General features: G+C 69.7%; 21 protein-coding genes and 1 other RNA gene. 12 read left to right on the top strand and 10 right to left on the bottom strand.

The window, feature by feature from the left end; translation table 11 throughout:
- Positions 1 to 46 precede the first annotated feature (46 nt).
- The 5 genes from H7965_RS00370 to ssrA all read right to left on the bottom strand — a co-directional run bounded on the left by H7965_RS00370 (position 47) and on the right by ssrA (position 3,893).
- A complete protein-coding gene (locus tag H7965_RS00370; RefSeq protein ID WP_186768534.1) occupies positions 47 to 445 on the bottom strand; it encodes a VOC family protein in 399 nt (132 codons plus the stop codon).
- A gap of 5 nt (positions 446 to 450) precedes the next feature.
- Entirely contained in the window at positions 451 to 843 is a 393-nt protein-coding gene (locus H7965_RS00365; protein ID WP_186768533.1) for a RidA family protein, read from the bottom strand.
- 139 nt (positions 844 to 982) lie between these two features.
- Positions 983 to 2,584 carry a fumarate hydratase gene (locus H7965_RS00360; protein ID WP_186768781.1) on the bottom strand — a complete coding sequence of 534 codons (1,602 nt, stop codon included), beginning with the start codon at positions 2,582 to 2,584 and terminating at the stop codon, positions 983 to 985.
- Between the two features lie 417 nt (positions 2,585 to 3,001).
- Positions 3,002 to 3,493, bottom strand: a complete 492-nt coding sequence (locus H7965_RS00355; RefSeq protein ID WP_186768532.1) for an SspB family protein — start codon at positions 3,491 to 3,493, stop codon at positions 3,002 to 3,004.
- Positions 3,494 to 3,581: 88 nt separating this feature from the next.
- Positions 3,582 to 3,893: a transfer-messenger RNA gene (gene ssrA, locus H7965_RS00350) on the bottom strand.
- Between the two features lie 74 nt (positions 3,894 to 3,967).
- On the opposite strand from ssrA, the gene H7965_RS00345 reads away from it, so the two are divergent.
- Together H7965_RS00345 and H7965_RS00340 are read left to right on the top strand one after the other, a co-directional pair.
- A complete protein-coding gene (locus tag H7965_RS00345; protein WP_186768797.1) occupies positions 3,968 to 4,249 on the top strand; it encodes a hypothetical protein in 282 nt (93 codons plus the stop codon).
- A 9-nt stretch (positions 4,250 to 4,258) separates the two neighbouring features.
- Positions 4,259 to 4,483 (top strand): toxin-antitoxin system YwqK family antitoxin, encoded by a 225-nt coding sequence (locus H7965_RS00340; RefSeq protein WP_186768531.1) that lies wholly within the window; start codon positions 4,259 to 4,261, stop codon positions 4,481 to 4,483.
- Positions 4,484 to 4,600: 117 nt separating this feature from the next.
- On the opposite strand, the gene H7965_RS00335 is transcribed toward H7965_RS00340, so the two are convergent.
- Positions 4,601 to 5,767 (bottom strand): M20 aminoacylase family protein, encoded by a 1,167-nt coding sequence (locus tag H7965_RS00335; RefSeq protein WP_186768530.1) that lies wholly within the window; start codon positions 5,765 to 5,767, stop codon positions 4,601 to 4,603.
- Between the two features lie 303 nt (positions 5,768 to 6,070).
- Positions 6,071 to 7,693 (bottom strand): flavin-containing monooxygenase, encoded by a 1,623-nt coding sequence (locus H7965_RS00330; protein ID WP_186768529.1) that lies wholly within the window; start codon positions 7,691 to 7,693, stop codon positions 6,071 to 6,073.
- Between the two features lie 477 nt (positions 7,694 to 8,170).
- Here H7965_RS00330 and H7965_RS00325 point away from each other — a divergent pair, with 477 nt between their 5' ends.
- Both H7965_RS00325 and H7965_RS00320 read left to right on the top strand, forming a co-directional pair.
- On the top strand, positions 8,171 to 9,067 hold the full coding sequence (locus tag H7965_RS00325; RefSeq protein ID WP_229682423.1) for a DMT family transporter: 897 nt from the start codon (positions 8,171 to 8,173) through the stop codon (positions 9,065 to 9,067).
- A 359-nt stretch (positions 9,068 to 9,426) separates the two neighbouring features.
- Positions 9,427 to 10,863: an NAD-dependent succinate-semialdehyde dehydrogenase gene (locus tag H7965_RS00320; RefSeq protein ID WP_186768528.1), complete on the top strand. Its 1,437-nt coding sequence runs from the start codon at positions 9,427 to 9,429 to the stop codon at positions 10,861 to 10,863.
- A gap of 255 nt (positions 10,864 to 11,118) precedes the next feature.
- Here H7965_RS00320 and H7965_RS00315 read toward each other — a convergent pair whose 3' ends face one another.
- Complete coding sequence (locus tag H7965_RS00315; protein ID WP_186768527.1) at positions 11,119 to 11,667, bottom strand: hypothetical protein; 549 nt, start codon at positions 11,665 to 11,667, stop codon at positions 11,119 to 11,121.
- Positions 11,668 to 11,698: 31 nt separating this feature from the next.
- Entirely contained in the window at positions 11,699 to 12,907 is a 1,209-nt protein-coding gene (locus H7965_RS00310; RefSeq protein ID WP_186768526.1) for a hypothetical protein, read from the bottom strand.
- A gap of 4 nt (positions 12,908 to 12,911) precedes the next feature.
- Between H7965_RS00310 and tagH the strand changes: the two genes are divergently transcribed.
- The 6 genes from tagH (at position 12,912) to H7965_RS00280 (ending at position 23,585) form a co-directional block, all read left to right on the top strand.
- Positions 12,912 to 14,492, top strand: a complete 1,581-nt coding sequence (gene tagH, locus H7965_RS00305) for a type VI secretion system-associated FHA domain protein TagH (protein WP_186768525.1) — start codon at positions 12,912 to 12,914, stop codon at positions 14,490 to 14,492.
- Between the two features lie 161 nt (positions 14,493 to 14,653).
- Positions 14,654 to 15,124 (top strand): type VI secretion system lipoprotein TssJ, encoded by a 471-nt coding sequence (gene tssJ / locus H7965_RS00300; RefSeq protein WP_186768524.1) that lies wholly within the window; start codon positions 14,654 to 14,656, stop codon positions 15,122 to 15,124.
- Positions 15,125 to 15,187: 63 nt separating this feature from the next.
- Entirely contained in the window at positions 15,188 to 16,525 is a 1,338-nt protein-coding gene (gene tssK / locus H7965_RS00295) for a type VI secretion system baseplate subunit TssK (RefSeq protein WP_186768523.1), read from the top strand.
- A gap of 6 nt (positions 16,526 to 16,531) precedes the next feature.
- Entirely contained in the window at positions 16,532 to 17,893 is a 1,362-nt protein-coding gene (gene icmH / locus H7965_RS00290) for a type IVB secretion system protein IcmH/DotU (protein WP_186768522.1), read from the top strand.
- On the top strand, positions 17,890 to 21,495 hold the full coding sequence (gene tssM, locus H7965_RS00285) for a type VI secretion system membrane subunit TssM (RefSeq protein ID WP_186768521.1): 3,606 nt from the start codon (positions 17,890 to 17,892) through the stop codon (positions 21,493 to 21,495). Before icmH ends, tssM begins: the two co-directional genes overlap by 4 nt.
- Before the next feature lie 131 nt (positions 21,496 to 21,626).
- Positions 21,627 to 23,585, top strand: a complete 1,959-nt coding sequence (locus H7965_RS00280; protein ID WP_186768520.1) for a type VI secretion system Vgr family protein — start codon at positions 21,627 to 21,629, stop codon at positions 23,583 to 23,585.
- 19 nt (positions 23,586 to 23,604) lie between these two features.
- Here the strand turns inward: H7965_RS00280 and H7965_RS00275 are convergent, their stop codons facing one another.
- Positions 23,605 to 24,675: a hypothetical protein gene (locus H7965_RS00275; RefSeq protein WP_186768519.1), complete on the bottom strand. Its 1,071-nt coding sequence runs from the start codon at positions 24,673 to 24,675 to the stop codon at positions 23,605 to 23,607.
- A gap of 221 nt (positions 24,676 to 24,896) precedes the next feature.
- On the opposite strand from H7965_RS00275, the gene H7965_RS00270 reads away from it, so the two are divergent.
- Both H7965_RS00270 and H7965_RS31650 read left to right on the top strand, forming a co-directional pair.
- On the top strand, positions 24,897 to 25,280 hold the full coding sequence (locus H7965_RS00270; RefSeq protein ID WP_186768518.1) for a PAAR domain-containing protein: 384 nt from the start codon (positions 24,897 to 24,899) through the stop codon (positions 25,278 to 25,280).
- A 7-nt stretch (positions 25,281 to 25,287) separates the two neighbouring features.
- On the top strand, positions 25,288 to 26,370 hold the full coding sequence (locus H7965_RS31650) for a methyltransferase domain-containing protein (protein WP_186768517.1): 1,083 nt from the start codon (positions 25,288 to 25,290) through the stop codon (positions 26,368 to 26,370).
- Positions 26,371 to 26,446 lie beyond the last annotated feature (76 nt).

Here is a 26,446-nt window from a genome sequence, read left to right as displayed (position 1 = left end):
CTTCGGGGCCGACCGCGGCTGCCCCCGGACCGGTGCCGCGCCCAGCTCAGGAGGAGTAGGTCGAGACCTCGATGAGATTGCCCTCCGGGTCGCGGCAATAGACCGAGCCCATGGCCCCGAGCGCGCCCTGCCGGGTGACCGGGCCCAGCTCGATCCGCACTCCGCAGCCGTGGAAATGGCCCACGATATCGGCCGCCGGCACCGCGACGATGAAGCAGAGGTCCTGGGTGCCGGCGGCGCAAACCTCGGCGGCGAGCCATTCCGACTGCGGCGCGTCATGCGGCCGGAGGTTCAGCTTCTGCCCGCCGAATTTCAGCGCGACCCGCGAGGGGTGGCCGAAATCCTCCCGCTCCATGCCCAGCACGCGCTGGTACCAGGACGCCATGACCTCGACGTCACGGCAGTTGATGACGAGGTGGTCGAGGCGGTCCACGGCGAAGCGCATGGGGTTCAGCCCTTCTTCGGCAGGCGGGCCGTGACCTCGATCTCGATCAGCATCGCCTCGCTCTGCAGCCCGGCGTGGATCAGCGTCGAGGCGGGGCGGGCGCGGCCGAGGTAGCGCTTCACCACCGGCCAGCAGGGCTCCCAATCGGCCCGGTGCGGCACGATGAACAGCACCCGCACCACGTCATCCAGGCTGGCGCCGGCCTCGGCCAGGGCGGCGGCGATGTTCTCGAAGCATTGGGTGGCCTGCGCCACCACGCCGTCCCGCAGGGTCATGGTCTTGTAGTCGAAGCCAGTGGTGCCGGAGACCCAGACGTGGTCGCCATCGACCACGGCGCGGCTGTAGCCGATCTGCTCCTCGAAGCGGCTGCCGGAAGAAATGAGGCGGCGTTCGGTCATCGGCACTCTCTCGGCGATGCGGGCCTGTCCGGCATAGGGGGGTGCGTCGGGCGAGGCAAGCCATTCCGCGGGTCCGGGGCGGCGGTGGCGCCATGCGCAGCGCCTGGCGCCATCCGCCCACCCGGTTCGCGGCGTGCCGCTATTCCAGCCCGTCGTAGAAGTCGTTGCCCTTGTCGTCGACCACGATGAAGGCGGGGAAATCCTCCACCTCGATCCGCCACACCGCCTCCATGCCGAGTTCCGGATATTCCAGCACCTCGACCTTCCTGATGCAGTCCTGTGCCAGCCGCGCCGCCGGGCCGCCGACGCTGCCCAGGTAGAAGCCGCCGTAGGCCTTGCAGGCGTTCAGCACGGCCTTGCTGCGGTTGCCCTTGGCCAGCATCACCAGGCTGCCGCCGGCCTTCTGGAAGGCCTCGACATAGCTGTCCATCCGCCCCGCCGTGGTCGGGCCGAAGCTGCCGGTGGCGAAGCCTTCCGGGGTCTTGGCCGGGCCCGCGTAATAGACCGGGTGGTTCTTGATGTAGTCTGGCAGCCCCTGGCCGGCGTCCAGCCGCTCCTGCAGCTTGGCATGGGCGATGTCGCGCGCCACCACCATGGTGCCGGTCAGCGAGACCCGCGTCTTCACCGGGTAATTCGCAAGCGTCGCGCGGATTTCGTCCATCGGCCGGTTCAGGTCGATCTTCACGACATCGCCGCCGAGGATGCTGTCGGTTGCCTCCGGCAGGTATTTCGCCGGCTCGTGCTCGAGCTCCTCGATGAAGATGCCCTCCGGCGTGATCTTCGCCTTCACCTGGCGGTCGGCCGAGCAGCTGACGCCGATGCCGATCGGCAGGCTGGCGCCATGCCGCGGCAGCCGCACCACGCGGACGTCGTGGCAGAAGTACTTGCCGCCGAACTGCGCGCCGATGCCGAGGTTCTGCGTCAGCCTGTGCACCTCGGCTTCCAGCGCATGGTCGCGGAAGGCATGGCCGGAGCGGTCGCCCTCGGCTGGCAGCTCGTCCAGCCACTTGGTGCTGGCGAGCTTCACCGTCTTCAGCGTGGTCTCCGCCGCGGTGCCGCCGATGACGATGGCGAGGTGGTAGGGCGGGCAGGCGCTGGTGCCGAGAGTCTTGATCTTCTCCTCCAGGAAGGCCAGCAGCTTCGGCTTGTTCAGCACCGCGCGGGTCTGCTGGTAGAGGAAGGTCTTGTTGGCCGAGCCGCCGCCCTTGAGGATGAACATCAGGTGGAACTCATCCGCGTGATGCTCGCCGGGCGCCGCCATGATGGAGAAGTCGACCGGCAGGTTGTTGCCGGTGTTCACCTCCTCGAACATGGTCAGCGGCGCCATCTGCGAATAGCGCAGGTTGGTCTCGGTATAGGTGCGGTGGATGCCGTAGCTGATCGCCTCCTCCTCATCGCCCTCGACCCAGACGCGCTGGCCCTTCTTGCCGAAGACGATGGCGGTGCCGGTGTCCTGGCACATCGGCAGCACGCCGCCGGCGGCGATGTTGGCGTTCTTCAGCAGGTCGAGCGCGACGAAGCGGTCGTTCGCGCTGGCCTCGGGGTCGGCCAGGATATTGGCCAGCTGCTGCAGATGCGCCGGGCGCAGCAGGTGGGAGACGTCGCGGCAGGCCTGGAAGGCCAGCGCCTCCAGCGCCTCCGGCTTCACCCGCAGCACGGTGCGGCCATCGACCTCCACGGTGGAGACGCCCTCGATGTCGAGCTTCCGCCAGCGCGTCGCGTCCTCGGCCAGCGGGAACATCGGGCTGTAGCGGAAGCCGGCGGGGCGGGCGGGCGCGGCCACAGGGCCGGCGTCGTGGTCAAGCGGTGGGGTCACGGGCGGTCTCCGCGCTGAGGCGCCGCGGCAAGGGGCCGGCGGCGCATCGGGTCAGGCGGGGATTACCGCAGCGGGGCGGCCAAGCCAACCAGCGTCTGGCGTTCCGCCTGCCGCGGCCGCTTGGCGGGTCGCGGAAAAGGCCGACCGCCCTGCTTCCCCCACCATGCGCGGGCTGATCCGTGCCTCCGGGGGGCAGGCGGCCAAGCGACGGGTCGAGTCCGGCCATGACAGGGAGAGGTGCGCTCCCGCACCCCGCCCGCGGTCTTCCGCAGCCTGTGAAGCGCCAGCCGGGAGGCATCATCAGGCGGCCGCGAAACCGCGCAGCGGTTCCGTGGGGCGTTGCTACTCCCGGCTGGGCCGGCGGCGGAAGGCGTCGAGGCTGACCACCTGGGGCGGCGGGGCATCGGCATCCACCGCCGCCGGCGGCTCGGCCTCCGCCTTGGCCGGGGGCGCATCCGGCGGCTGGAAGCGCAGGCCGAAGCGCACATGCGGGTCGGCGAAGGCGGTCAGCGCGGCGAAGGGCACCGTCAGCATCGCCGGCACGCCGCCGAAGGACAGCCCGACCGAGAAGGTGCCGGCCGTGGCATCCACCGACAGGTCCCAGAATTTGTGCTGCAGGACGATGGTCATCTCCTGCGGGTAGCGGGCGCGCAGATGCGCCGGGATCGAGACGCCGGGGGCATCGGTGCGGAAGGTCAGGTAGAAATGGTGCTCACCCGGCAGCCCGTGCTTCGCCGCATGCGCCAGCGCATCCCGCGGCACGGCGCGCAGCGCTTCCTCGGTCCATCGCGCGTAAGGCAACAGGCTTTCAGGGGGGGAGGCGGTCTCATTCATTCATACGGCCCTCTACCCTATGCATTAAGGATGCATAGGGCATGCGCAGGAGCCACGAAAGTGTGAGCAAAAAGTGAAGCCGGAGGAAAGTGGGGGGCTTCTGTTGCCCGGTGCCCCCCGAACCGCGCTTACCTATTCCTAGGCAGCGAGTGCGACAGCCTCGCGGCTGTTATCGTTCGCACTTAGAATCGGCCCGATGACGGCGGAACCATGCCGGGCAAAAGCGACCCCATTACCACGCGCGTCGAGCCTGTTTCGCCCCCTTGGCCCCCCGAAGGGGATGGTGGAGGCGCCGGGCACTGCCCCCGGGTCCGCAACGCTTATCCCGAGCCGTGTTTATCGCCATAGTCACCGAGGTGACGGACCCCATATAGCGCGTCCCTCGACGGAATTCGAGGGGCGGGCTATTTTGACTAGGTGTTTGATCCCAGGGTTTGATGGTGCAGTCTTCTCCCAGGCATGGAAGGACGCGCTATGGGCCAGGTTCTCCACGGCAGCGCCACCACGACAGAGGCGGTCCGTCGCGCGATCCGCACCATCGAGTATTCCATGGGCGCGCATGTCGTGGTGCAGCTGCTGACCCGGCAGCCCGAACGCTTCCTCACTGCGATCCTCGGCGGCGTCTCCGGCCGGTGCGACTGGAGCGCCGAGGACCAGCGGCGGGTCGATGTCGAAGCCGCTGAGACGGATGAGGGGGTGCTGTGCTCGCAATTCCTCCGCCTGCGACCGAGTGGCAGCCCACCGCCGGGCGGATAAGGCAACCTAATGGCGATCCTTCCCTTTGAAAAGCACCACAAGGACGGTAGCGTCTGGGCCAGGGGCCAGACCATCGATGGCGTCCCCACCGGCTATTGGGAATGGTTCCGCACCAACGGGACAAGACTGCGGTCCGGCCATTTCAAGGATGGCGAGCAGGTTGGCGAGTGGACCACCTACGACCGGGATGGCCGGCCCTACAAGGTGACGATCATGACGCCGAAGCGGGTTTGACAATGGGTTGCCGAGGAGTGGCCTTGGCCCTTTCGAGAGGGGCTCCGCCCATCTCGATCTCACCCCGCCAAAGGCCCTTCGGCCCTTGGCGGGGGTGTTTGAGAGGCAAAGCCCCCCTCATCCTTCAGCGTGCTGTTGCCCGCGCAGCCCCCGCTCCACCACCCTTGCGTAGAGCGCGGCGCCATAGGGGATGGCGGCGTCGTTGAACTGGTAGCGCGGGTTGTGCGGCATCGCGCCCTCGCCATTGCCGATGTGGATATAGGCGCCGGGCACCTTCTCCATCATGAAGGAGAAATCCTCCGACCCCATGCCGGGCGGCTTGTCCCGCGCCACCGGCCCGAGCTCAGCCGCCGCCGCCGCATAGGCCTCCGCCTGCGCGGCGTCGTTCACCGTCGGCGCGAAGATCAGCCGCCAGTCGAGGCTGGCCGTCGCGCCGAAGCCGGCGGCGACGCCCTCCGCCACCCGCTTCAGCCCATCCTTGATCTGCGCCGCGACGGCGCGGCTGAAGAAGCGGGCGGTGCCGGAGATGGTCGCGGTCTCAGGGATGACGTTGTAGGCCTCGCCGCCCACCACCCTGGTCACGCTGATCACCGCCGGCTCGCGCGGGCTGAGGTTGCGGGAGACGATGGATTGCAGCGCCGTGGTGATGTGGCAGGCCGCCAGCACCGGGTCGATGCTTGCCTCCGGCCGCGCCCCATGCGCGCCGCGGCCGCCGACCAGGATGTCGAAGAAGGCGCCGCCGGCCGCGGTCGGGCCGCTGCGGATCGCGTATTCGCCGATCGCCATGCCGGGCCGGTTGTGCATGCCGTAGATGGCGTCGCAGGGGAAGCGCTCGAACAGCCCGTCCTCCAGCATCGCCAGGGCGCCGCCGCAGCCTTCCTCGCCGGGCTGGAAGATGAAATGGACGATGCCGTCGAAGTTCCGCGTCTCCGCCAGGTAGCGGGCGGCGCCGAGCAGCATGGTGGTGTGGCCGTCATGGCCGCAGGCATGCATCACCCCGGGCGAGGTGCTGCGGTAGGCGACGTCGTTCAGTTCCTCGATCGGCAGCGCATCCATGTCGGCGCGGAGGCCGATGGCGCGGTTCCCCGTGCCGTTGCGCAGCACGCCGACGACCCCGGTGCCGCCGATGCCCCGGTGCACCTCGATCCCCCAGCCTTCGAGCTGGCGGGCGACGATCTCCGCGGTGCGGTGCTCCGCCATGCCGAGCTCAGGATGCGCGTGCAGATCCTGGCGGATGGCGGTGAGTTCGGCGTGATGGCGGCGGATGGCGTCGAGGGCGGACATCGCGGCTCCTGCAGGCGGGAAGGCGCCCATCATGCCGCGTGGCGCCGGGGGGCGCCACATCCGCGAGGCTGGCAGGGGCGGAGCCCCATATGCACTCGGCAGATGCTCCAGCACCTCGGCCAGGAAATCCCCGGCGTCGCACAGCCGGTCGGCAGCGCGACTTCACCGGGATCGGCTATTCCGCCCGTCAACCACTGGGCTGCGGCGGATTGGCATTCGGATGGGACCGCAATCCGCTGTGGTCGTCGGGCCGTGCGGGGACCACTATCGTCGGGCCCCCGCCGCGCAACGCCGTGGCCGGCCTCAGCCCAGCGCGACTTCCCGATACCCCTTCGCCGCCACCTCGTCGCACCAGGCGCGATAGGCCGGGGCGCTGCCGCTGTAGCGGGCGATGATGCGGGTCTGCTTGCCCTCGACGTTGCTGTTCACGCCGGTGAACCAGGAGCTGATCTCGTTCGAGAGCAGCCCGGCGCCCACCGCCTTCACATGCTCGGTCCAGGCCGCCACCGCCTCCGGCCGCGCATCCGCCACGCTCAGCCCCTTGGCCTGCATGTGGCCGATCAGCCCGGTCACCCAGTCCACGTTGTACTCGATGCTGCGCGGGATGTTGCCGAGCGCGGTATGCGGCCCCATCAGCATCAGCATGTTGGGGAAGCCCTCCACCATCACCCCCATGAAGGTCTGCGGGCCATGCGCCCACGCCTCCTTCAGCCGGCGCCCCGCCACGCCGCGGATGTCGATGCGGTCGAAGCTGCCGGTGATGGCGTCGAAGCCGGTGGCGTAGACGATGATGTCGAATTCGAATTCGCGCTCACTGGTGCGGAGTCCGGTCTCGGTGATGCGCTCGATCGGCGTCGCCTTGATGTCCACCAGCTCGACATTCGGCTGGTTGTAGACCTCGTAGTATTTCGTCTCCAGCGGCACCCGGCGGGTGCCGAAGCCGTGGTCCTTCGGGATCAGCATCTCCGCCACCTTCGGGTCCTTCACCCGCTGGCGGATCTTCTTCGCGACGAAGGCGCTGAGCTCCTCATTCGCAGCGCGATTGGTCTGGATATCGCTGAAATTCCCCTGCCACAGCCCGAAACCCCGATTGTTGTAGCGCTGCTCCCAGAACGCCTCCCGCTCCTCCGGCGAGACCTCGAAGGTCTTGCGCGGGTCGGGGGTGTGGAGGAAGCAGGCGAAGGTCTCCTGGCAGCGCCGGAACATCTCCGGGTAATTGGCCTTGATCGCCGGCTGCTCCGCATCCGTGATCGGCGCATTGTGCAGCGGCACGCACCAGTTCGGCGTGCGCTGGAAGACGGTGAGCTGCGCCGCGGTCTTCGCCACCTCCTGGATCGTCTGCACGCCGGTGGAGCCGGTGCCGATCACCGCCACGCGCTTGCCGGCGAAATCCACGCCTTCATGCGGCCAGCGCGCGGTGTGGCAGGACTGGCCACGGAAATCCTCCACCCCCGGGATGCGCGGCAGGGTCGGCGCCGAGAGCGGGCCGATGGCGGTGATCAGGAAGCGCCCACGCAGCCGGCTGCCATCCTCCAGCGCGATCTCCCAACTCCGCGCCGCGTCATCCCAATGCGCCGCGGTGACGCGGCTGCGGAACTGGATGTCCCGCCGCAGATCGAACCTGTCGGCCACATGGTTGAGGTAGCGTAGCGTCTCCGGCTGGGCGGCGAAATGCTCCGACCAGTTCCATTCCTGCAGCAGCTCCTGGGAGAAGGAATAGCCGTAGGAATAGCTCTCGGAATCGAAGCGCGCGCCGGGGTAGCGATTCCAGTACCAGGTGCCGCCGACGCCGGTCCCCGCCTCCACCACCCGGACCCGGAGGCCGAGCTGGCGCAGGCGGTAAAGCTGGTAGAGGCCGGAAATGCCGGCGCCGATGATGAGGGCGTCGTAGTCGGTGGTGGTGGCTGTCTGGCTGGTCGCTGACATGTCCTGTGGTTCCTCCTTGCGGCTCCGGGCCTTGCTGGTGGCGCGCCGCGTTCAGGGGAGGTTAGGCGAGGGGGAGGGGACTGGGCAAAGGGCGGAAGGTCAGGGCTGGGCGGGCGGTTCCTTGCGGCCCTTCTCGGCCGTTGAGGCCAGGCGGCCGGATATCCGGTGCTGGCCGGAAGCGGTAGGGTCCGCTTGTGGCCGAAAGCTGCCGGCCCGCTTATGAAGGAAGCGGAGGCCGGAGCGGAGGTGCGTCGTACCGCCCCTGTCGGCTGCTGCTGACCATAGGTGGACCCGAATTGGCCAGAGCGCCGGGTACGGCTTGCCTATCGTGGCCAGGATGCCGCAGCGGTTCGCAAGACAGCCGCACGCCTCCCGCGCCGCCGTCACGGGCTTTGCAGCAGGATGCCGTCTCGCTAGTGCTGAGGGGTGGCCTCCCCCATCGTCGGTGAGAAGGGCCGCGAAGGGTGGAATATCGCCGTGTCCGCATTCCTGCGCCTGAGTGCCCTGCCCACGGGCACCACTGGCGGCGTCGCCATGATGCTGCTCGGCGTGCTGCTCTTCGCCGTGAACGACACGCTCGGCAAATGGCTGGTGGGCGCCTACGCGGTCGGGCAGCTGATGCTGGTGCGCAGCATTGCCGGGCTCTGCGCCATGGCGCCCTTCATCCGCAGGGCCGGTCCCCACGCCTTCCTCCAGGCGCCACGCCCGGGATTGCAGCTGCTGCGCGTGGTCTTCTCCACGCTGGAGGGATCGCTCTTCTACTGGGCCCTCACCGAGCTGCCGCTGGCGGAGGTCATGACCTATTACATGGCTGGCCCGATCTATGTGACCGCCCTCTCCCCCTTCCTGCTGGGCGAGCGGGTGGGCTGGCGCCGCTGGACGGCCGTGGCGGTGGGCTTCGGTGGCGTGGTGCTGGCGCTGCATCCGTCGCCTGGATCCCTCTCCTTCGGCGCGGTCTGCGCCCTGGTGGGCAGCTTCAGCTATGCTCTCTTCCTGATCGCCACCCGCAGGCTGGCGGGCACGCCGGGGACGGTGCTGATGACGGCGCAGCTCCTGGCGGCCCTCCTCTTCGGCGGCGCGCTGGTGCTGGCCCAAGGCTGGACGCCCACCGGGGGCCTGGATCTCGTGTTGATGCTCTTCCTCGGCATCGGCTCTCTCGGCGGCAATCTCTGCGTGAACCACTCGCTGCGGATGGCGCCGGCCTCCGTGGTCGTGCCCTACCAGTACACGCTGATCCTCTGGGGCATGCTCTTCGGCTATCTCTTCTTCGGCGAGGTGATCGGGCCACTGACCATGGCCGGGGCCGCCATCATCATCGGCGCCGGTCTCTTCATCTTCCTGCGTGAGCAACGCCTGCGCAGGCAGCCACGCTGATCCGCCCGTGGGGCCGGGGCGACTTGGTACGACGAAATGCCAATCTGATGACCAACACGGGCGCTAACCAGCCGTGGCGGCACCACGGACGGCCCCGCCACGGCGCAGCGTCAGCGCAACGACAAGCTCGGGCAGCCTCCGCGATTTCTTGTTGCCCAATTAAAAAGTTCCCAATATGTTCCTTTTACCCTTCCTTCGGCCCCACCCCATGCGCCCCACTGCCTTCCGCTTCACTCGCTGCGGCCTGCGACTGGCCTGGACGTGAGCGCGCCAAGGACCCCCGATTGCGCCGCGGCCGCCGCGCTGGCACGGTGCGGCGCCCAAGAATGCCGGCCCGGAGCCGGCCCGAGGAGAGCCCCATGGCCTATCCCAATGTCCAGCTGCACATCAATGGCGAGTGGCGCGGCGCCCGTTCCGGCAAGACCCTGCCGGTCATCAACCCGGCGACGGAGGAGGTGATCGGCGAGGTCGCCCACGCCGGCCGCGACGACCTCGACGAGGCGCTGGCCGCCGCCGAGAAGGGCTTCGCCACCTGGCGGAAGGTCTCCGCCTTCGACCGCGCGAAGCTCATGCGCAAGGCCGCCGATCTGCTGCGCTCCCGCGCCGACGAGATCGCGAGGCTGATGACCCAGGAACAGGGCAAGCCGCTGATCGAGGCGAAGATGGAGACGCTGGCCGGCGCCGACATCATCGACTGGTTTGCCGAGGAAGCCCGCCGCGCCTATGGCCGCGTCATCCCCGCCCGTGCCGAGGGCGTCTATCAGTTGGTGGTGAAGGAGCCGGTCGGCCCGGTCGCCGCCTTCACCCCTTGGAACTTCCCGATCAACCAGGTGGTGCGCAAGCTCTCGGCCGCCGTCGCCACCGGCTGCTCCATCATCGTCAAGGCGCCGGAGGAGACGCCGGCCTCGCCGGCCGAGCTGGTCCGCTGCTTCCTCGACGCTGGCCTGCCGGTGGGCGTCGCCCAGCTGGTCTACGGCATCCCGGCCGAGATCAGCGAATACCTCATCCCGCATCCGGTGATCCGCAAGGTGACCTTCACCGGCTCGACGCCGGTGGGCAAGCAGCTTGCGGCGCTGGCCGGGCTGCACATGAAGCGGGTGACGATGGAACTCGGCGGCCACGCCCCGGCCATCGTCTTCGACGACGCCGACCTCGACCTCGCGGTGCGCACCCTGGCCGGGGCGAAATTCCGCAATGCCGGCCAGGTCTGCGTCTCGCCGACCCGCTTCCTGGTGCAGGAGAAGCACTATGAGCCCTTCGTCGAGAAATTCGTCGCCGCCGCGAAATCGGTGAAGGTCGGCAACGGCCTGGAGGAGGGGGTCCAGATGGGTCCGCTGGTGCATGACCGCCGCATCCCCTGGGTGGACGGGCTGATGGCCGACGCCCGCCAGCGCGGCGCCGAGGTTCACACCGGCGGCGAGCGCATCGGCAACAAGGGCTATTTCTACCAGCCCACCGTCCTCACCGGCGTCGGCAAGGACGCCCGGATGATGAATGAGGAGCCCTTCGGCCCGGTGGCGATGATCGCTCCCTTCAAGGACTTCGACGAGGTGGTGGAGGAAGCCAACCGCCTGCCCTACGGCCTCGCCAGCTACGCCTTCACCCGCAGCGCCAAGACCGCCAACGCCATCGCCGCCAAGGTCGAGAGCGGGATGATGACAATCAACCATCTGGGTCTCGCCCTGCCGGAGGTGCCCTTTGGCGGCATGAAGGACAGCGGCTACGGCTCGGAAGGCGGGTCGGAGGCGATCGAGGCCTATCTGAACACGAAGTTCATCAGCCAGGCCGGGCTGTAGGATGCGGGCGGTGCGCACCGGCCGGGTGATCCTGCCGGTGGGCACCGTCCCGCGGTCTGGAAGGGGGGCGCAGGACAACTAGGGCGCCGCGCTCCCTGGCTCCGCCGCGCCGGCGCTCAACACGCGCAGCTCGGCTGCGGCGGGGCGGGGCCGCAGCGGCGTCAGGCCGGGCTGCAGGAACGGCAGGCGGCGATGCATGGCCGGTGCTCCGGCGGCTGGCCGGCAAGCCGTCCTACCGGGCCGCCGCAGCGGCGCTCAGCCCTCGCCGATATGGATGTCGATGACGTCGGCGAGTTCCTCGCGGTAGCCCGCCGTCTCCGGGTTGCGGATGACGCGCCGCAGCCGGGCGCGGTCGATCCCGGCGGCGGCCAGCGCGTCCTCCACCATCTGCAGCCGCATCTGCAGCATCGCCGCCGGCATCGGGCCGGCCGCGGGGTCGACCTGGCCGATCAGCCGCAGCGCCGCATCGGGCTGCGCCTTCGCCGCCTCCGCCGCGCGGCCGAGGCTGCGCTGCGCCTCGGCGTTCAGCAGCGCCGACCAGGCGGTGAAGGCCACGGCGGTGCCGGTGCCGAGGCCCTGCATCCGGCGGACGATGTTCGGATGGATTGCCCAGGGCTGGCTGTGCTCCGCCTGGGCGCCGGCATGGTAGCGCCACAGCGCATCCACCTCCGACGGCTCGCGGCAGGCGACGATCTCGAAGCTGACCTCCGGAGGCAGGCTGTTTTCCAGCAGCGCGTCGAGGTGGTCGACGCCCGCCACCAGCCAGGCGCTGCCGTCATACTGGGCCAGGATGATGTCGGGCATGGCGCGGCTCCTCGGGCAGGGGGAAGGCGGGTCAGGACGCCAGCTTCTCGACGGCCTTGATCTGCTTGTTGATCGTCTTGATCAAGGTTTCGAGCTTGGTCCAGCTCGGCGAAATATCAGGGACCGACGGCCATTGCGAAAGGCGGAAATCGGCGCGGCCGGCACGCAGCGCGCCGAGCAGCGAGCCGCAGGCGGTGGTCGCGTCGGCGATGATGCCGGCGATCTCGTCCAGCCGCTTCGGGATCTTCCCCAGCAGCTCGACCAGTTCGTTCATCGCCTCCCGCCGTTCCTTCTGCTCACGGCTCTCCTTCGACGCCGCCTTCTGCGCCTGCAGGTTCGGCGGCTTCGCCTTCATCGATCGCTGGACATCCTTGATGCCGTCGCCGAACGCCTTCTGCGCCTTCTCCACCTCCTCGATCAGGGCGATCCAGGGCGGATCCTTCGCCCCCTTCGCGGGCAGCGGCGGCGCCTTCGGCCCGGTGAGCGTCCTGGCCTGGTCGAGGCCAGCGGCCAGCGCCGTGCCGAGATCGCGGAACACCGCGTTCACCTCGCCGATCTTCGTCAGCGTGCCAAGGAATTTCGGAGTGGCCTTGTCGTCCTTGGGGTTATAGGCCTCCTCGGCCGCCTCATTGCCGGCAAGCTCGTCAATGGTGCCTTCGAGCAGCTTGGTCAGGCTCTTGCGGTAGGGGATGAGTTCCTTGGTGATCTGCGCCTGCACCGGCTTCAGCGCCGAGGGCGTCACCGTGCCCTTCGAGCTGATCTTGTTCTCCTTCAGGATGGCATCCACCACGTAGCTGATGGTGGCAAAGATGCCGTGGGCCGAGTGCAGGAACTCCCTTTCGATGTCCTTCGCCTTGACGTCGGCGTCCTGGATCTTGACCGTCTTGTCGTATTCGAAGGTCGGCAGCTCGATGAGGCTCTTGATCAGCTGGGGATGCTTGCCGTCGTAGACATCCTTGTACTTTATATTGAGCTTGATCTTCAGCTCCGCCATGGCCGCCCCCATCCGGTGAACCGGCATCACCCTAGCCGCATCCCTGGCGACTGCGTAGCGGGTGTGGGGGCGAAGTCGCAACAGTTCCCTTGGCCCATCGTCGCCGCTTGCATTCATGCGTGAGCCGCCCGATCCTGCAACGGCGTTGCCGCCCGGGCCCGGGGCCTCCCGTCGCTCCAACCGGGACCAGTGAAAGGGTACCTGCCATGCACGTGATCCGGAGCCCCGCCAGCCGAGGCGCCGCATCCCGATGCCGCTGACCCTCAGCCTCACCGGGCAGGGCGCCAACGGCCCGCTCCAGGAAATCCGCTCGCTCGACCGCGGGACACTGTCGCTCGGGCGGGGGCCGCAGAACGATTGGGTGCTGCACGATCCCGCCGCGCAGCTCTCCAAGCTGCACTGCACCATCGCCTGCATGGGCGGGCGGTATATCCTCACCGACCTCAGCACCAACGGCGTGTTCCTGAACGGCGCCATGGAGCGCATGCCGCGCGACAGCCAGGTGGTGCTGGCCGATGGCGACGAGTTCCGCCTCGGCGACTATGTGGTGCGGGTCTCGGAGGCCGGCCCGGCGGCGGTGGCCTTCGCGGCACCGCCGGCCGGCCTGCCGGCGGCCGACCCGCTGGCGCTCGATCCCTTCGGCGACCCCTCGGAAATGCCGGCGGCGGGCGGCTTCAGCCACCCGATGCGGATCGAGACGCCGCTGCCGCGCGGCCTCGACCCCTTCGACACCGCCGATGAGCAGCGCCCGGTGGCGCCTGAGTTCGACCGCTTCCAGGGCCAGGCCGCCGACCCGTCCTGGAGCGGGGCCTCGCAGCGCGACAACGTCGATGCCGCCAACCAATTCTACGCGCCGCCGCGGGTGGTGGTGCAGCCGATGCTGAGCGACGCAGATCTCGACGACCTGCTCGGCGACCTGCCGCCCGGTCCCGGCGCGGCGCCGCCCTCGCAACCGCCGGTGACTGCCCTCGGCATGTCGCCACCCAGCCTGCCAGCGGATATCGATTTCGACGATCTGCTCGGCGATCTTGCGCCCGGCGCCTCGGCACCTGTCCCGATCGCCCCGCCGCTCCCGGCCGTGGGGCCGGTGGCCAGCCTCCCGCAACCGGCCGCGCCCGCCGCCCCTGTCCCGGCGCCGCCAGAGGTGGAGGCGAACCCCTTCGACGAGCCCGGCCGGCCCGGTCGCGCCCTGCCGGTCGCGGCGCCGGTGGTCCCCGCCGCGCCGCCCATCGCCGACGCGCCGGAGACGGCGGCGCGGCTGCTCGCCGCCTTCCTCGAAGGCGCCGGCAACCCCAAGGTCGATGTCTCGGCACAGGATGCCGAAGCCTATTTCCGGCTGGTCGGCGAGCTGATGAAGACGATGGTCGAGAGCCTGCGAGACGTGTTGATGTCTCGCGCAGAAGTGAAGCGGGGCTTCGGCATCGAGCAGACCATGCTGCAGGCGCGGAACAACAACGCGCTGAAATTCTCGGTGACGCCGGAGGATGCCGTCGCCGCGATCCTGCAGCCGAGCCGGCCAGGCTATCTGCCGCCGCTGAAGGCGACGGATGAGGCCTTTCGCGACCTCCGGTCGCACCAGATGGCGGTGATGGCCGGTGTCCAGGCGGCGCTGGTCGCGCTGCTGCGGCGCTTCGACCCGGCGGCCATCGAGGCCCGGATCACCGGCGCCGGGCTGCTCGGCAGCCTGCTGCCCGGCAGCCGGAAATCCCGCACCTGGGAGATGTTCTGCGCCACCTACGAGGACATCGCCCGCGAGGCCGAGGAGGATTTCCAGGCGGTATTCGGCCGGGAGTTCGCCAAGGCGTACCAGGAGCAGGAGCGCAAGCTCTGAGCGGCACCCGGGGGCACGGGATGCCGGCGGGGGCGGTGGGCGGAGAGTCTTCCACCCCTGGGCGAACTACACCGAAATAGGATAAACTATCGGTACCGAAGGAGCGCGGGCCGGCGGCATGCTGGCGGCCATGCGCTTCGGCCGGTTATGGGGGGGTATGCATGCTGCATAGGGTGATGCGCTTCGCCGGGCTGCTTGGGCTGCTGGCGGGAGTTTCGGCCTGCGCGCCCCCGCCGCCCCCGCCGCCCACCGTGGTGAACCTGACCCTGAAGGGCGCCGCCGACGTCAACCCGACCGAAGCCGGGGTCGCCGCCCCGGTGCAGCTGCGGGTCTATCAGCTCACCTCCACCGCCGCCTTCAACGGCGCCGAGTTCTTCGCCCTGCTCGACCGCGATGCGGCGACGCTCGGCGACCAGCTGGTGCGGCGGGAGGATTTCCTGCTGGCGCCGAACGAGACCAAGGCCAGCACACTGAACCCGGAAGCGCGGGTGACAGCGCTCGGCGTCTTCATCGGCGCCCGCAGCATCGATGGCGTGACCTGGCGCGGCACCTGGGCGGTGCCGCCGAACAAGACCAGCGCCCTGACCATCACCGCCGCCCGCGCCGGCGTCACCCTGGCGCCGGCGCCGTGAACCCAGGCCCGGTGGACCCCGCCTGCCTGACCGTGGCGCACCCCCTGGCGCGGATGGCCTGAGATGGGCTGGGAAAACAAGGTCGTCTGGACCGAGGGGCTGTTCCTGCAGCCGCAGCACCTGCAGCAGCAGGATCGCTACGTGGAACGCCTGGTGCGGGCCAGCACCGCCGGACTGCGGCCCTTCGCCTGGGGCCTCACCGCGCTCGACATCGACCGCGACCTGCTCACCCTGGGAAAATTCGCGACCAGGGCGATGTCGGGCATCCTGCCGGATGGCACGCCTTTCTCCGCACCCGGCGACCTCGATAGCCCGAAGCCGATCGATCTGCCGGAGAGTGCCCGCAACAGCGTGGTCTATCTGGTGCTGCCAGCCCGTCAGCCCGGGGTGACGGAAACCGCCCCGGCGCATGTCGCCGAAACCGTCGCCCGCTACGCCAGCGCCGAACATGAGGCGGTGGACACCAACGCGGGCTACCAGTCCAATGCCACCATCCCGGTCGCCAAGCTGCGGCTGCGCTTCGCCCTGGAGCACGAGGCGCGGCAGGGCATGGCGGAGATCGGCCTCGCCCGGATCGTCGAGGTGCGCTCCGACAAATCGGTGGTGCTGGACGAGAATTACATCCCGCCGGTGCTGCTGAGCAGCGCCTCCTCCGTGCTCAGCGGCTTCGTCACCCAGGTGCAGGGGCTGGTGCACCATCGCGGCGAGGCGCTGGCCGGGCGGGTTTCCGAAACCGCGACGCGGGGCGCGGCGGAGTTCGCCGATTTCCTGCTGCTGCAGCTCTGCAACCGCACCGAGCCGGTGCTGACCCATATGGCGGCGACCCTGGGCCAGCTGCACCCGGAGACCTTCTACCGCTACGCCGTCGGCCTGGCCGGCGAGCTGGCGACCTTCACCGAGGCGCGCAAGCGCCCGGCGGTCTACCCGCCCTATCGGCACGAGGATCTGACCGCGACCTTCCGCCCGGTGATGGCGGCGATCCGCCAGTCGCTCAGCGCGGTGCTGGAGCAGACCGCGGTGCCGATCCCGCTGCAGGAGCGGAAATTCGGCATCCGCGTGGCGCCCATCGCCGACCATTCGCTGGTCACCAACGCCACCTGGGTGCTGGTGGTGACGGCGCAGATGCCGGCCGAGACGCTGCGGCGCAACCTGCCGAACCAGATCAAGATCGGCCCGGTCGAGCAGATCCGCGAGCTGATCAACGTCGCGCTGCCCGGCATCGCGGTGCGGGCCCTGCCGGTCGCGCCGCGCCAGCTGCCCTACTACTCCGGCGCCTCCTACTTCGAGCTGGATCGCAGCGGCCCCTACTGGGCGGCGCTGGCGCGCTCCGGCGGCGCGGCGCTGCATCTCTCGGGCGAGTTCCCCGGGCTGAACATGGAATGCTGGGCCATCAGGGGATGATGCGCGATGTCCGATGACCCCTTCGCCGAACCGCAGGACAATGACCGCACGGTGATCCGGCCGCGGCCCGGCGGCCGCGCCCCTGCCGCACCGCAGCCGATGCCGATGATGACAGCCGCGGCGATGCCGGCCGGGCCGGTGGTGCCGCTGCCGGTCATCGGCGTGAACCCGCTGGCCGCCGCCGCCGCGCCGGTGATGGCGGCGGCGATCCGCCTGCTTGGCCGGTTCCAGCACCCGCAGCCGGACCAGCTCCGCCGCAGCATGATCGAGGCGGTGCGGGAGTTCGAGCGGCGGGCGCTCGCCACCGGGCTCGACACCCAGTCGCTGCGGGCGGCGCGCTACGCGCTCTGCGCCACCATCGACGACATGGTGCTGAGCACGCCCTGGGGCGCCAACAGCCCGTGGTCGCAGCAGAGCCTGACCAGCGTCTTCCACAATGAGGTCGCCGGCGGCGAACGCTTCTTCGACATCCTCAAGCAAATGGAGGAGGACCCGGCCCGCCACGGTCAGGTGGTGGAGCTGATGTACCTCTGCCTCTCGCTCGGCTTCGTCGGCCGCTACCGGGTGCAGCAGCGCGGCCTCGCCTCGCTCACCGAATTCCGCGATGCGCTCTACCGCGTCATCCGCCAGCGCCGCGGCGAGTTCGAGCGCGAGCTTTCGGTGCGCTGGCAGGGCATTCCGGCAGGGCAGCGGCCGCTCTCGCAGCGCGTGCCGCTGTGGCTGATCGGCACCGTCACCGCGCTGTTGCTGGGCTTCATCTACCTCGGCTTCAACTTCTCCCTCGCTGGCGATGCCGATGCGGTCGCCGCCCGCTATGCGCAGCTGCCGCCGAGCGGACCGCTGCTGGCGCCACGGCCGGCCCCTGCGCCGAGCGTCCCGCCGGCGGCGCAGCCCCAGCCGCCACCACCGCCGCCACCGAGCGCGGCGCTGCCGCGCCTGCGCGCCTTCCTCGCACCCGAGATCCGCCAGGGGCTGGTGGAGGTGCTGGAGGATGCCCAGGCCACCACCATCCGCCTTGCCGGCCGCAACATGTTCGGGCTTGGCAATGCGACGGTGAATGCCGCCTCTGTCCCGCTGCTGGAGCGGGTGGCGCTGGCGCTGAATGATGAAACCGGCGCAGTGCTGGTGACTGGCCACAGCGACAGCTCGCCGATCCGTACTGCCCGCTTCCCTTCCAACTGGCATCTGAGCCAGGAGCGCGCGGAAACCGTGGCGCGGCTGATTGCCGGCAAGCTGACCGACCGCAGCCGGATCCGGTCCGAGGGCAAGGCGGATTCCCAGCCGATCGCGTCGAATGACACGGCCGAGGGCAGGCAGGCCAACCGGCGGACCGATGTCATTCTGGTGAAGGCGGGGGATTCCCAGTGAGAGCCATCAAATCCTTCCTCCGCTCGCCCTGGGTCCGCACCTTCATCGGCGCGGTGATGGTCTGCGTGCTGGTATGGATGTTCGGCGATCTCGTCGCGATCGGCGAGATCCGGCCGCTGGGCGCGGAATGGGCACGGGCCGTCGCCATCGCCGTGATCATGGTGGCCTGGCTGGTGTCCAACCTGGTGCGGATGCTGCGCCAGCAGCGAAAGGACAAGCAGCTCGTCGAGGCGGTGGCGGCACCGCCGACCCAGGGCGAGCTGGATGCCGCGGCATCCGCTGATGAGGTGGCGCTGCTCGCCACCCGGCTGAAGGAGGCGCAGCAGGCGCTGAAGAAATCCGGCATGGCCGGGCGCTTCGGCACCGCGCTGTACCAGCAGCCCTGGTACATGTTCATCGGCCCGCCGGGCTCGGGCAAGACCACGGCGCTGGTGAACTCCGGGCTGAATTTCCCGCTGGCCGACAAGGGCGCGGTGGCCGGCGTCGGCGGCACCCGGAATTGCGACTGGTGGTTCACCGACCAGGCGGTGCTGATCGACACCGCCGGCCGCTACACCACCCAGGACAGCCAGGCCGCGGTGGACAGCGCAAGCTGGCTCGGCTTCCTCGGCCTGCTGAAGAAGCACCGGCCGCGCCAGCCGATCAACGGCGTGCTGCTGGCGATCAGCCTCTCCGACCTTTCCGCCATGAAGGAGAGCGAGCAGGCCGAGCATGCCCGGACCATCCGCAACCGCCTGCGCGAGCTGCATGAGCAGCTGGGCGTGCGGATGCCGGTCTATGTCATGTTCACCAAGGCCGACCTGATCGCCGGCTTCATCGAATTCTACGACAGCCTCGGCAAGGAGGAGCGCGAGCAGGTCTGGGGCATGACCTTCCCGCTCGACGACGGCAAGGACCCCGGCGCCGCCGCCGTCACCCGCTTCGGCACCGAGTATGATGCGCTGCTGCAGCGGCTGACCGACCGCATGCTGGAGCGGGTGCACCAGGAACCCGATATCCAGCGCCGGGCGCTGATCTACGGCTTCCCGCAGCAGATGGCCTCGCTGCGGGAGACCGCGCAGGACTTCCTCACCGCCATCTTCCAGCCCAGCCGGCTGGAGACGCCGGCGCTGCTGCGCGGTGTCTACTTCTCCTCCGGCACCCAGAACGGCATGCCGATGGACCGGCTGCTGGGTGCGATGGCGAGCAATTTCGGCCTGCAGCGCCAGGCCGTCACCGCCTTCAGCGGCCAGGGGCGCAGCTACTTCCTGACCCGATTGATGAAGGAGGTGGTGTTCCTCGAAAGCGGCCTGGTCGGGCTCGACCCGCGGCTGGAGAAGCGCAACCGCTGGATCTGGGGCGGCGCCTATGCGGCGGCCGCACTGCTGCTGGTGGCAATGACCGGCGCCTGGTTCAACAGCTGGCTCGGCAACCGCGACATGATCGCCGCGGCCCAACTCGGCGTGAATAACTACGAGGCGCAGCTGGCGATCCTGCGGCAAAACCCGGCACCGGCGACCGAACTGCCGCCGGTGCTGCCGGCGCTCGCCACCCTGCGCGGCCTGCCAGGCGGCTATGAGCAGCGCGAAGCCGGCGCACCGCTCGGCCTCACCTTCGGCTTGTGGCAGGGCAGCCGGCTCGGCTCCGGGGCGCAGTCCGGCTACCGGCACGGCCTCAACATGCTGCTGCTGCCGCGGCTGCTGGCCCGGGTCGAGACGCAGTTGCGCAACAACATCGGCAATGCCGACTACCTGTACAATGCGCTGAAGGTCTACCTCATCCTCGGTCGGCGTGGACCGCTGGATGCCGCCCTGGTCACCGACTGGATCGCCGCCGATGTCGACCAGGCGCTGGCGGAGGACGAGCCGGCACGCGCCGCCGTGCTGGCGCATGTCACGGCACTGCTGGAGGAGCCGGTGGCCGAGGTCCCGCTGGACGGGCTGCTGATCGAGCAGGTGCGCAGCGTGCTGCGGCAGGTGCCGCTGGCGCAGCGCAGCTACCAGCGCATCCTGACCAGCCAGCCGGTGCGGCGACTGCGCGAATGGCGCATCGGCGACGCCGCCGGCCCGGCGGCGAACCGGGTCTTCGTATTGCGCTCCGGCCGGCCGCTCAGCACCGGCATCCCGGGCATCTACACCTACAACGGCTATCGCACCGTCTTCCTGCCGGTGCTGCCGGAGATCCTGCAGGATGTCGCCGAGGCGACCTGGGTGCTCGGCAGCGGTGACGAGATCTCGGTTACCGATTTGCGCCGGATCTCGCAGCTGCGGCGCGACGTGCAGGCGCTGTATTTCGAGGATTACATCCGGCGCTGGGATGCGGTGCTGGCGGATGTGCAGATGCGCCCGTTCCAGACGATGTCGGACGGGCTGGACGTGCTGAACACCCTCTCGGGCCCGGTCTCGCCCTTCCGCAACCTGCTGAAGGCGATCGCCGCAGAGACCCATCTGGTCCGGGCCGAGGAAGGTGCCGGCCCCGGTGGCGCCGCCGGTCGTGCGGCCCGGAACCTTCAGGCCACGACCCGGCTGGAGGTGCTGTACGGCCTGTCCTACCGGCAACGGCAGGCGGCCGAGGCACTGCGGGCCGCCTTCGTCACCGAGGATACCCGCACCCCCGATCCGGCGATCCGGGTGGATGAGCATTTCAAGCGGCTGCGCGACTTCGTCGGCACCACGGAGCAGCCGGGCGAGCTGGAGCAGGTCGTTGCCAAGCTGCTGCAGCTCTACCAGGGCTTCAGCCAGGCGGCGGCCGGCGGTGGCGCCGGCCTGCTCAGCGCCGCGGCGGGCGGTGGTGGCGGCGCGGCGGCCGGCGGCAGCCTGCCGTCGCAGCTGCAGACCCTGGCGCGTACCCTGCCGGCGCCGATCGATAACATGGTGGCCGCCACGGCGCGCAGCAGCGCCAGCGTCACCGCCTCCGGCGCGAGGGCGCAGATCGCCGAGAATTGGCGGTCCAACATCGCCCCCTTCTGCGCGACGGCGCTGAACAACCGCTACCCCTTCAGCTCCGGCAGCCCGATCGACGTGCCGATCGATGATTTCACCAGGCTGCTGGGGCCGGGCGGCATGGTGGACAGTTTCTTCACCCAGAACCTGCGGCCCTTCGTCGACACCGTCTCCCGGCCCTGGCGCTGGCAGTCGGTCGACAATGCCCAGCTTGGCTTCTCCGCCGACAGCCTGGTGCAGTTCCAGCGGGCCGCCGACATCCGCGACGGGCTGTTCGCTGGCGGCCCGGCGATGGTGGTGCGGTTCGAGCTGCTGCCGGTCTCGCTCGACCCGGCGATCGCCCAGGTCAGCCTCGACATGGATGGCCAGCAGCTCAGCTACGCGCATGGGCCGCAGCAGCCGGTGCGGATGCAGTGGCCGGGGCCGGGCGGCCGCAACCAGGTGCGGCTGACCATGACGCCGACCGCCGGCGCGCCGACCATCGTCGAGCGCACCGGGCCCTGGGCGCTCTACCGCCTGCTGGATACCGCCCGCGTCGCCTCCGACGGGCAGCCGGATCGCTTCACCGTCACCTTCAACGCCGGCGGCCGGAGCGCGGTCTTCCGGCTGACCGCCAGCAGCGTGATGAATCCCTTCACCATGACGGCGATGCGCCAGTTCCGCTGCCCGGCGGGGCTCTGATGCTTCGGCCCCGACACCCGGCTTCCGGGCGCCGGGGAGCCGGACGCGCAGGGGTGCGGCGGCTGGCCGGTGCCGGCCGCCGCCTGCCTTGTGCCCTGCTGGCCGCAACGCCGCACCCAGGATAACCCACGATGGTCGACCTGCTGAACCGCCACGTCGAGATCAAGGTCACGCCTGACCCGGGTTTCAAGCTCTTCTTCGACCGCATGGTCGGCACCGAGGAACTGGGCCGGCCGTTCCGCTACGAAGTGGACCTGGTCAGCACCTCCGCCACCAAGGCCGGGCTGCTGTCGATCCTCGGCTCCAAGATGACGGTGAGGATCAAGCTGGCGGACGAGACCAGCTATCGCCATTTCAACGGGGTCATCACCCGCGCCGCCTATCTCGGTCAGGCCCAGGGCTACGAGCGCTACCGCTTCGAGCTGCGGCCGATGCTGTGGCTGCTGTCGCAGCAGGTGAAGAGCCGGATCTTCCAGCAGAAGACCCTGATCGACGTCGTCGAGCAATCCCTGCGCGACGCCGGCTTCGGCAGCGACTTCAGGCTGGACACGATCAACGCCAGCTCGCTGCCGGTGCAGGAGTTCTGCGTCCAGTACCGTGAGAGCACCTTCGACTTCGTCAGCCGGCTGATGGAGGAGATCGGCGTCTACTACTACCATGAGCATGCGGAGGGCACGCATAGGCTGGTGCTGGTCGATGACCCGGCCAAGCACAAGCTGCTGCCCGGGGCCGCCACGATCGAGTATTTCGAGGCGGACCACACCTATCGGCGGCAGGAGGATCACGTCTGGGACTGGCAGACCACCGCCAATTTCAGCCCGGCCGCCTTCACCCAGCGCGACTTCAACTTCGAGACCTCGGCCGCCGACCAGACCACGCGGTCACGGCTGCCGCCGTCGCACAGCTTCAACAGCTTCGAGGTCTATGACTACCCCGGCGGCTATGCCACGCCGGCCGAAGGCTCGAAGCTCGCCGCCATTCGCATGCAGGAACTCGCCACCGCGCGGCAGGTGGCGCAGGGCGAGGGGAATGTGCGGACGCTGACGACCGGCGGCACCTTCAAGCTGAAGGCATTCGGCGATGCGTCGCAGAACCGCGAGCACCTGGTCACCGGCGCCAGCTATTTCCTGACGGTGGAGGAAACCTCCGGCGGCGAGGCGCGGGACACCTTCCGCGTGGTGTTCCAGACCGTGCCGTCGGACGTCATCTACCGGCCGCGGCGGCTGACCCGGCGGCCGGTGATCCAGGGGCCGCAGACCGCGATGGTGGTCGGCCCGGCGGGCGAGGAGATCTACTGCGACAAATACGGCCGGGTGAAGGTGCTGTTCCCCTGGGACCGGGAGAACACCGGCGACGAGAACGCCTCCTGCTGGATCCGCGTCTCCCAGCCCTGGGCCGGCGTCGGCTTCGGCGGGATGATGATCCCGCGGATCAAGCAGGAGGTGATCGTTGAGTTCCTGGAAGGCGATCCCGACCGGCCGATCATCACCGGGCGGGTCTACAACGACGCCGCTACCGTGCCCTATGCGCTGCCGGCCAACCAGACGCGCTCGACCTTGAAGACCAACAGCAGCCCCGGCGGCGGCGGCTTCAACGAGATCCGGCTGGAGGACAAGAAGGACGCGGAGGAGGTCTTCGTCCACGCCCAGAAGGACATGAACATCATCGTCCTCAACGACCAGACCACCACCATCAAGAAGAACCGCACCACCACTATCGAGGAGGTCGACGACACGCTGACGGTCAAGGCGGGCAAGCAGACGATCAAGGTGAAGGGCGACCAGGCCACCACCATCGAGAGCGGCAACCAGACGATCAGCGTCGATACCGGCAACCAAACCACCACGGTGAAGACCGGCAACCACGAGCTGAAGGTCTCGGCCGGCACCTCGAAGATCGATGCGGCGCAGAGCATCACCCTCGTGGTCGGCGGCAGCAAGATCGAGGTCAGCACCAGCGCCATCAAGCTGTCGCTCGGCCCGAGCTCGATCGAGCTGACGCCGGCCGGGGTGAAGATCGCGGGGGTCCAGGCGGAACTCGCCGGCTCGGCCATGACCACCATCTCGGGCGGGATCGTGAAGATCAACTGAAGCGGGCGGCCGCCTCTGGCTACGGCTTCGGCACCAGCACCGGCCCCATCTCCTGCAGCAGCGCCAGCGCGTTGAGACCGGGGATGGCCTCGGCCACCGGCACGGTGTCGGGGATCTTCCAGTTCACCTTGGCAAGCTCGGTCAGGTCGGTGCCGAGCATCGCCTCCACCGTCTCCGCGGTCGGCAGCGGCGGCGGCATCTTCGCCGGGTCTAGCGGCACCATGGGGCCGAGGCAGCTTGGCATCGGCGGCACGCCAAGCTTCAGGATCGCCGCGATATGCGCGCGGAATTGCGGGATGCTCAGCGTCGCCAGCGGCCAGACCGCGTTGATCCGGGCCAGCAGGTAGAGGTTGGGCAGCAGCGAGGGCATCACCCGCAGCACCGGCAGCCGCACCGCCATTAGCATCCGCAGCTGCGCTGCCAGATGCGGGATGCCGCCCGGGCCGCCGAGCCGCACGCCCATCATCTCGCAGAGCGAGAACAGCATCCGCAGTTGCAGCAGGTAGCGCAGGGTCACGGTGAGCTGCGGCGAAGGCGGCAGCGCCGGCAGCGGCGCGCCGAAGGCCGGGACCCGCAGCGGCAGCGTCTCCTGAATGCGCAGGCTCGCATCCAGCTGGGCGGGGTTGATGCCGAGCCGCAGCCTGAGCAGCGCGCCGATGTTCACCAGCATCGCCAGCCCGTTGAGCGGCCCCCAGGGCATCTGGGCTATGACCGAGAGCGACCGCAGGTCGAGGGTCTGCATCAGATTGGCCAGCAGTTGCAGCGAATTCGGCAGAGGGAAGCCGAGCCGGACCGCCACCAGGACGTGCAGGTTCGCCAGCGTCCCGAGGGTCGGCAGGCCGGCGACCAGCGCCACCCGCGGCACCACTGTGCCGAGCAGCCGCTTCAGCAGATCGGGTGGCAGGGTGGTGTGGCAGCCCGCCGGCACGCCCAGCGCCTCCGCCGCCGCTGGCAGCGACAGCCGCTGCTCCAACGCCGCCAGCGCCGGCGGGATAGGGGCGTGCAGGGTCGGCAGCTTGCTGGCCATGTCGGCGATGGTGCCGATAGCCTGCTGGTCGATGCGGTAATCCATCGCGCCTGGTTCGCCCAATCCGTGCCGCCGTTGCGGCAGCATACCGGCAACAACCATCGGTGTCAGCGAATCGCGGCCAGTTCCCTTCAACAGGATATCGGCGGTAGGATGGCGCATGGCAGCGGAGCGGCGTTCAGACCTGAACACCGCTCCGCTGTCGCCTGTTGTTTTCAGAGCCGGGTCACGCTCCGGGGCGGCCGTGCCCCTTGGCGAACCGCTCTGGCTTCAAGGAGCCGAGGATGCCGCCAGCGGCCCGGTTGGGCGACATGGTCCTGCAGGATGCGCCGCATTGCCATGCGCCGATCCACCCTCCGGCGCCGGTGCCAACGCCGGTGCCGCATCCGCCGATGCCGCTGGCGATCATCGTCGGGGTGCCGACGGTGCTGATCGGCGGCCAGCCCGCGGCTACCGTCACCAGCACCACCGCGCCCTGCACTCTGGCGGCCTGCGTACCGGGTGGGCCGGGGATGGTCTTGCTGGGATCGATGACGGTGCTGATCGGCGGCATGCCGGCGGCGCGAGTCGGCGACATGACCATGCATGCCACCTGCGTCGCGCCGATCCCGTCGCCGACCGGCAAGATCATCCCGCCCGGCTGCCCGACCGTCATGATCGGCGGCTGACCCCCCGGTGCGCCGCCGCCATTTCGAGGCTTTCCGCCCGCTCTGCCCGCACTGCCTGCGGACCGGCGCCGGGCCGCAGCCGCTGGTCATCGCCCGCGTCGCGGCGGAACGCGACGGCGATATCCTCACCGGCGTGCTGCATTGCCCCAACCAGGCCTGCCAGCACGAATACCCGATCCTCGACGGGCTGCCGCTGATCGTCCCGGAGCTGCGCCGGCTGCTCTCTGAGCGCGGCATCGAGCTGCTGCTGCGGGACGACCTCGACCCTGGCCTCGAAAGCCTGTTCGGCGACGGCATCGGCCCGGACAGCTGGTTCGACAGCCTGCGCCAGACGGTGTCCACCTACGGCTGGGACGGCTATGCCGACCTCGACCCGGAGGAGGCCCCCGACCCCGGTGGGCCGCAGCCCGGCGCGGCGCGGCGCTGCCTGGAACGGCTGCTGGAGCTGGGCGGCGCACCGCCGGCCGGGCCGATGCCCCCCAGGATGATCGACGCCGGCTGCGGCGCCGGGCGGTCGAGCTTCGCGCTGGCCGCGCGCCACCCAGATGCGCTGGTGCTCGGCTGCGACCTGAACCTGGCGCTGCTGCGTCTGGCACGGCGGGTCGCGGCGGAGGGCTGGGTGCGCTACGCCCGCCGGCGGATCGGCCTCGCCTATGACCGGCGCGACTTCGCCGCGGCGCTGCCGGGCGCCGAGCGGGTGGATTACTGGGCCTGCGACGCCACCTGCCTGCCCTTCGCGCCAGGCGGGGCGGCGGTGGTCTCGGCGCTGAACCTGTTCGACTGCGTGCCCGACCCGCCCGCCCTGCTGGCCGCCCTGGCGGCGCAGCTGGCGCCGGGCGGGCGGCTGCTGCTCGCCACCCCCTATGACTGGTCGACCCGGGCGACGGCGGTGCAGGGCTGGGTCGGCGGCCATTCCCAGCGCGGGCTGCATGGCGGGGCGGCGGAGCCGCAGATGCGGACGCTGCTCGCCGCCGTGCCGGGGCTGCGGCTGGTGGCGGAGCAGGCGGAGTTCCCCTGGCACACCCGCCTGCATAACCGATCCTGCGTCAGCTACCGGGGACATCTGATCGCGGCGGCGCGCGACGGCTGACCGGTGCCGCGTGGCGGGGCAGCCTGCTGCCCAAGGATGCGGCATCCCGCGCTGCACCGCAGCGCCAGCGCCCGTG

Source organism: Siccirubricoccus deserti (assembly GCF_014283215.1).
In the GTDB taxonomy this organism is placed as follows: Bacteria; Pseudomonadota; Alphaproteobacteria; order Acetobacterales; family Acetobacteraceae; genus Siccirubricoccus; species Siccirubricoccus deserti.
The sequence above is the reverse complement of the archived record's forward strand: the minus strand, read 5'-3'. Positions and strand labels throughout refer to the sequence as shown.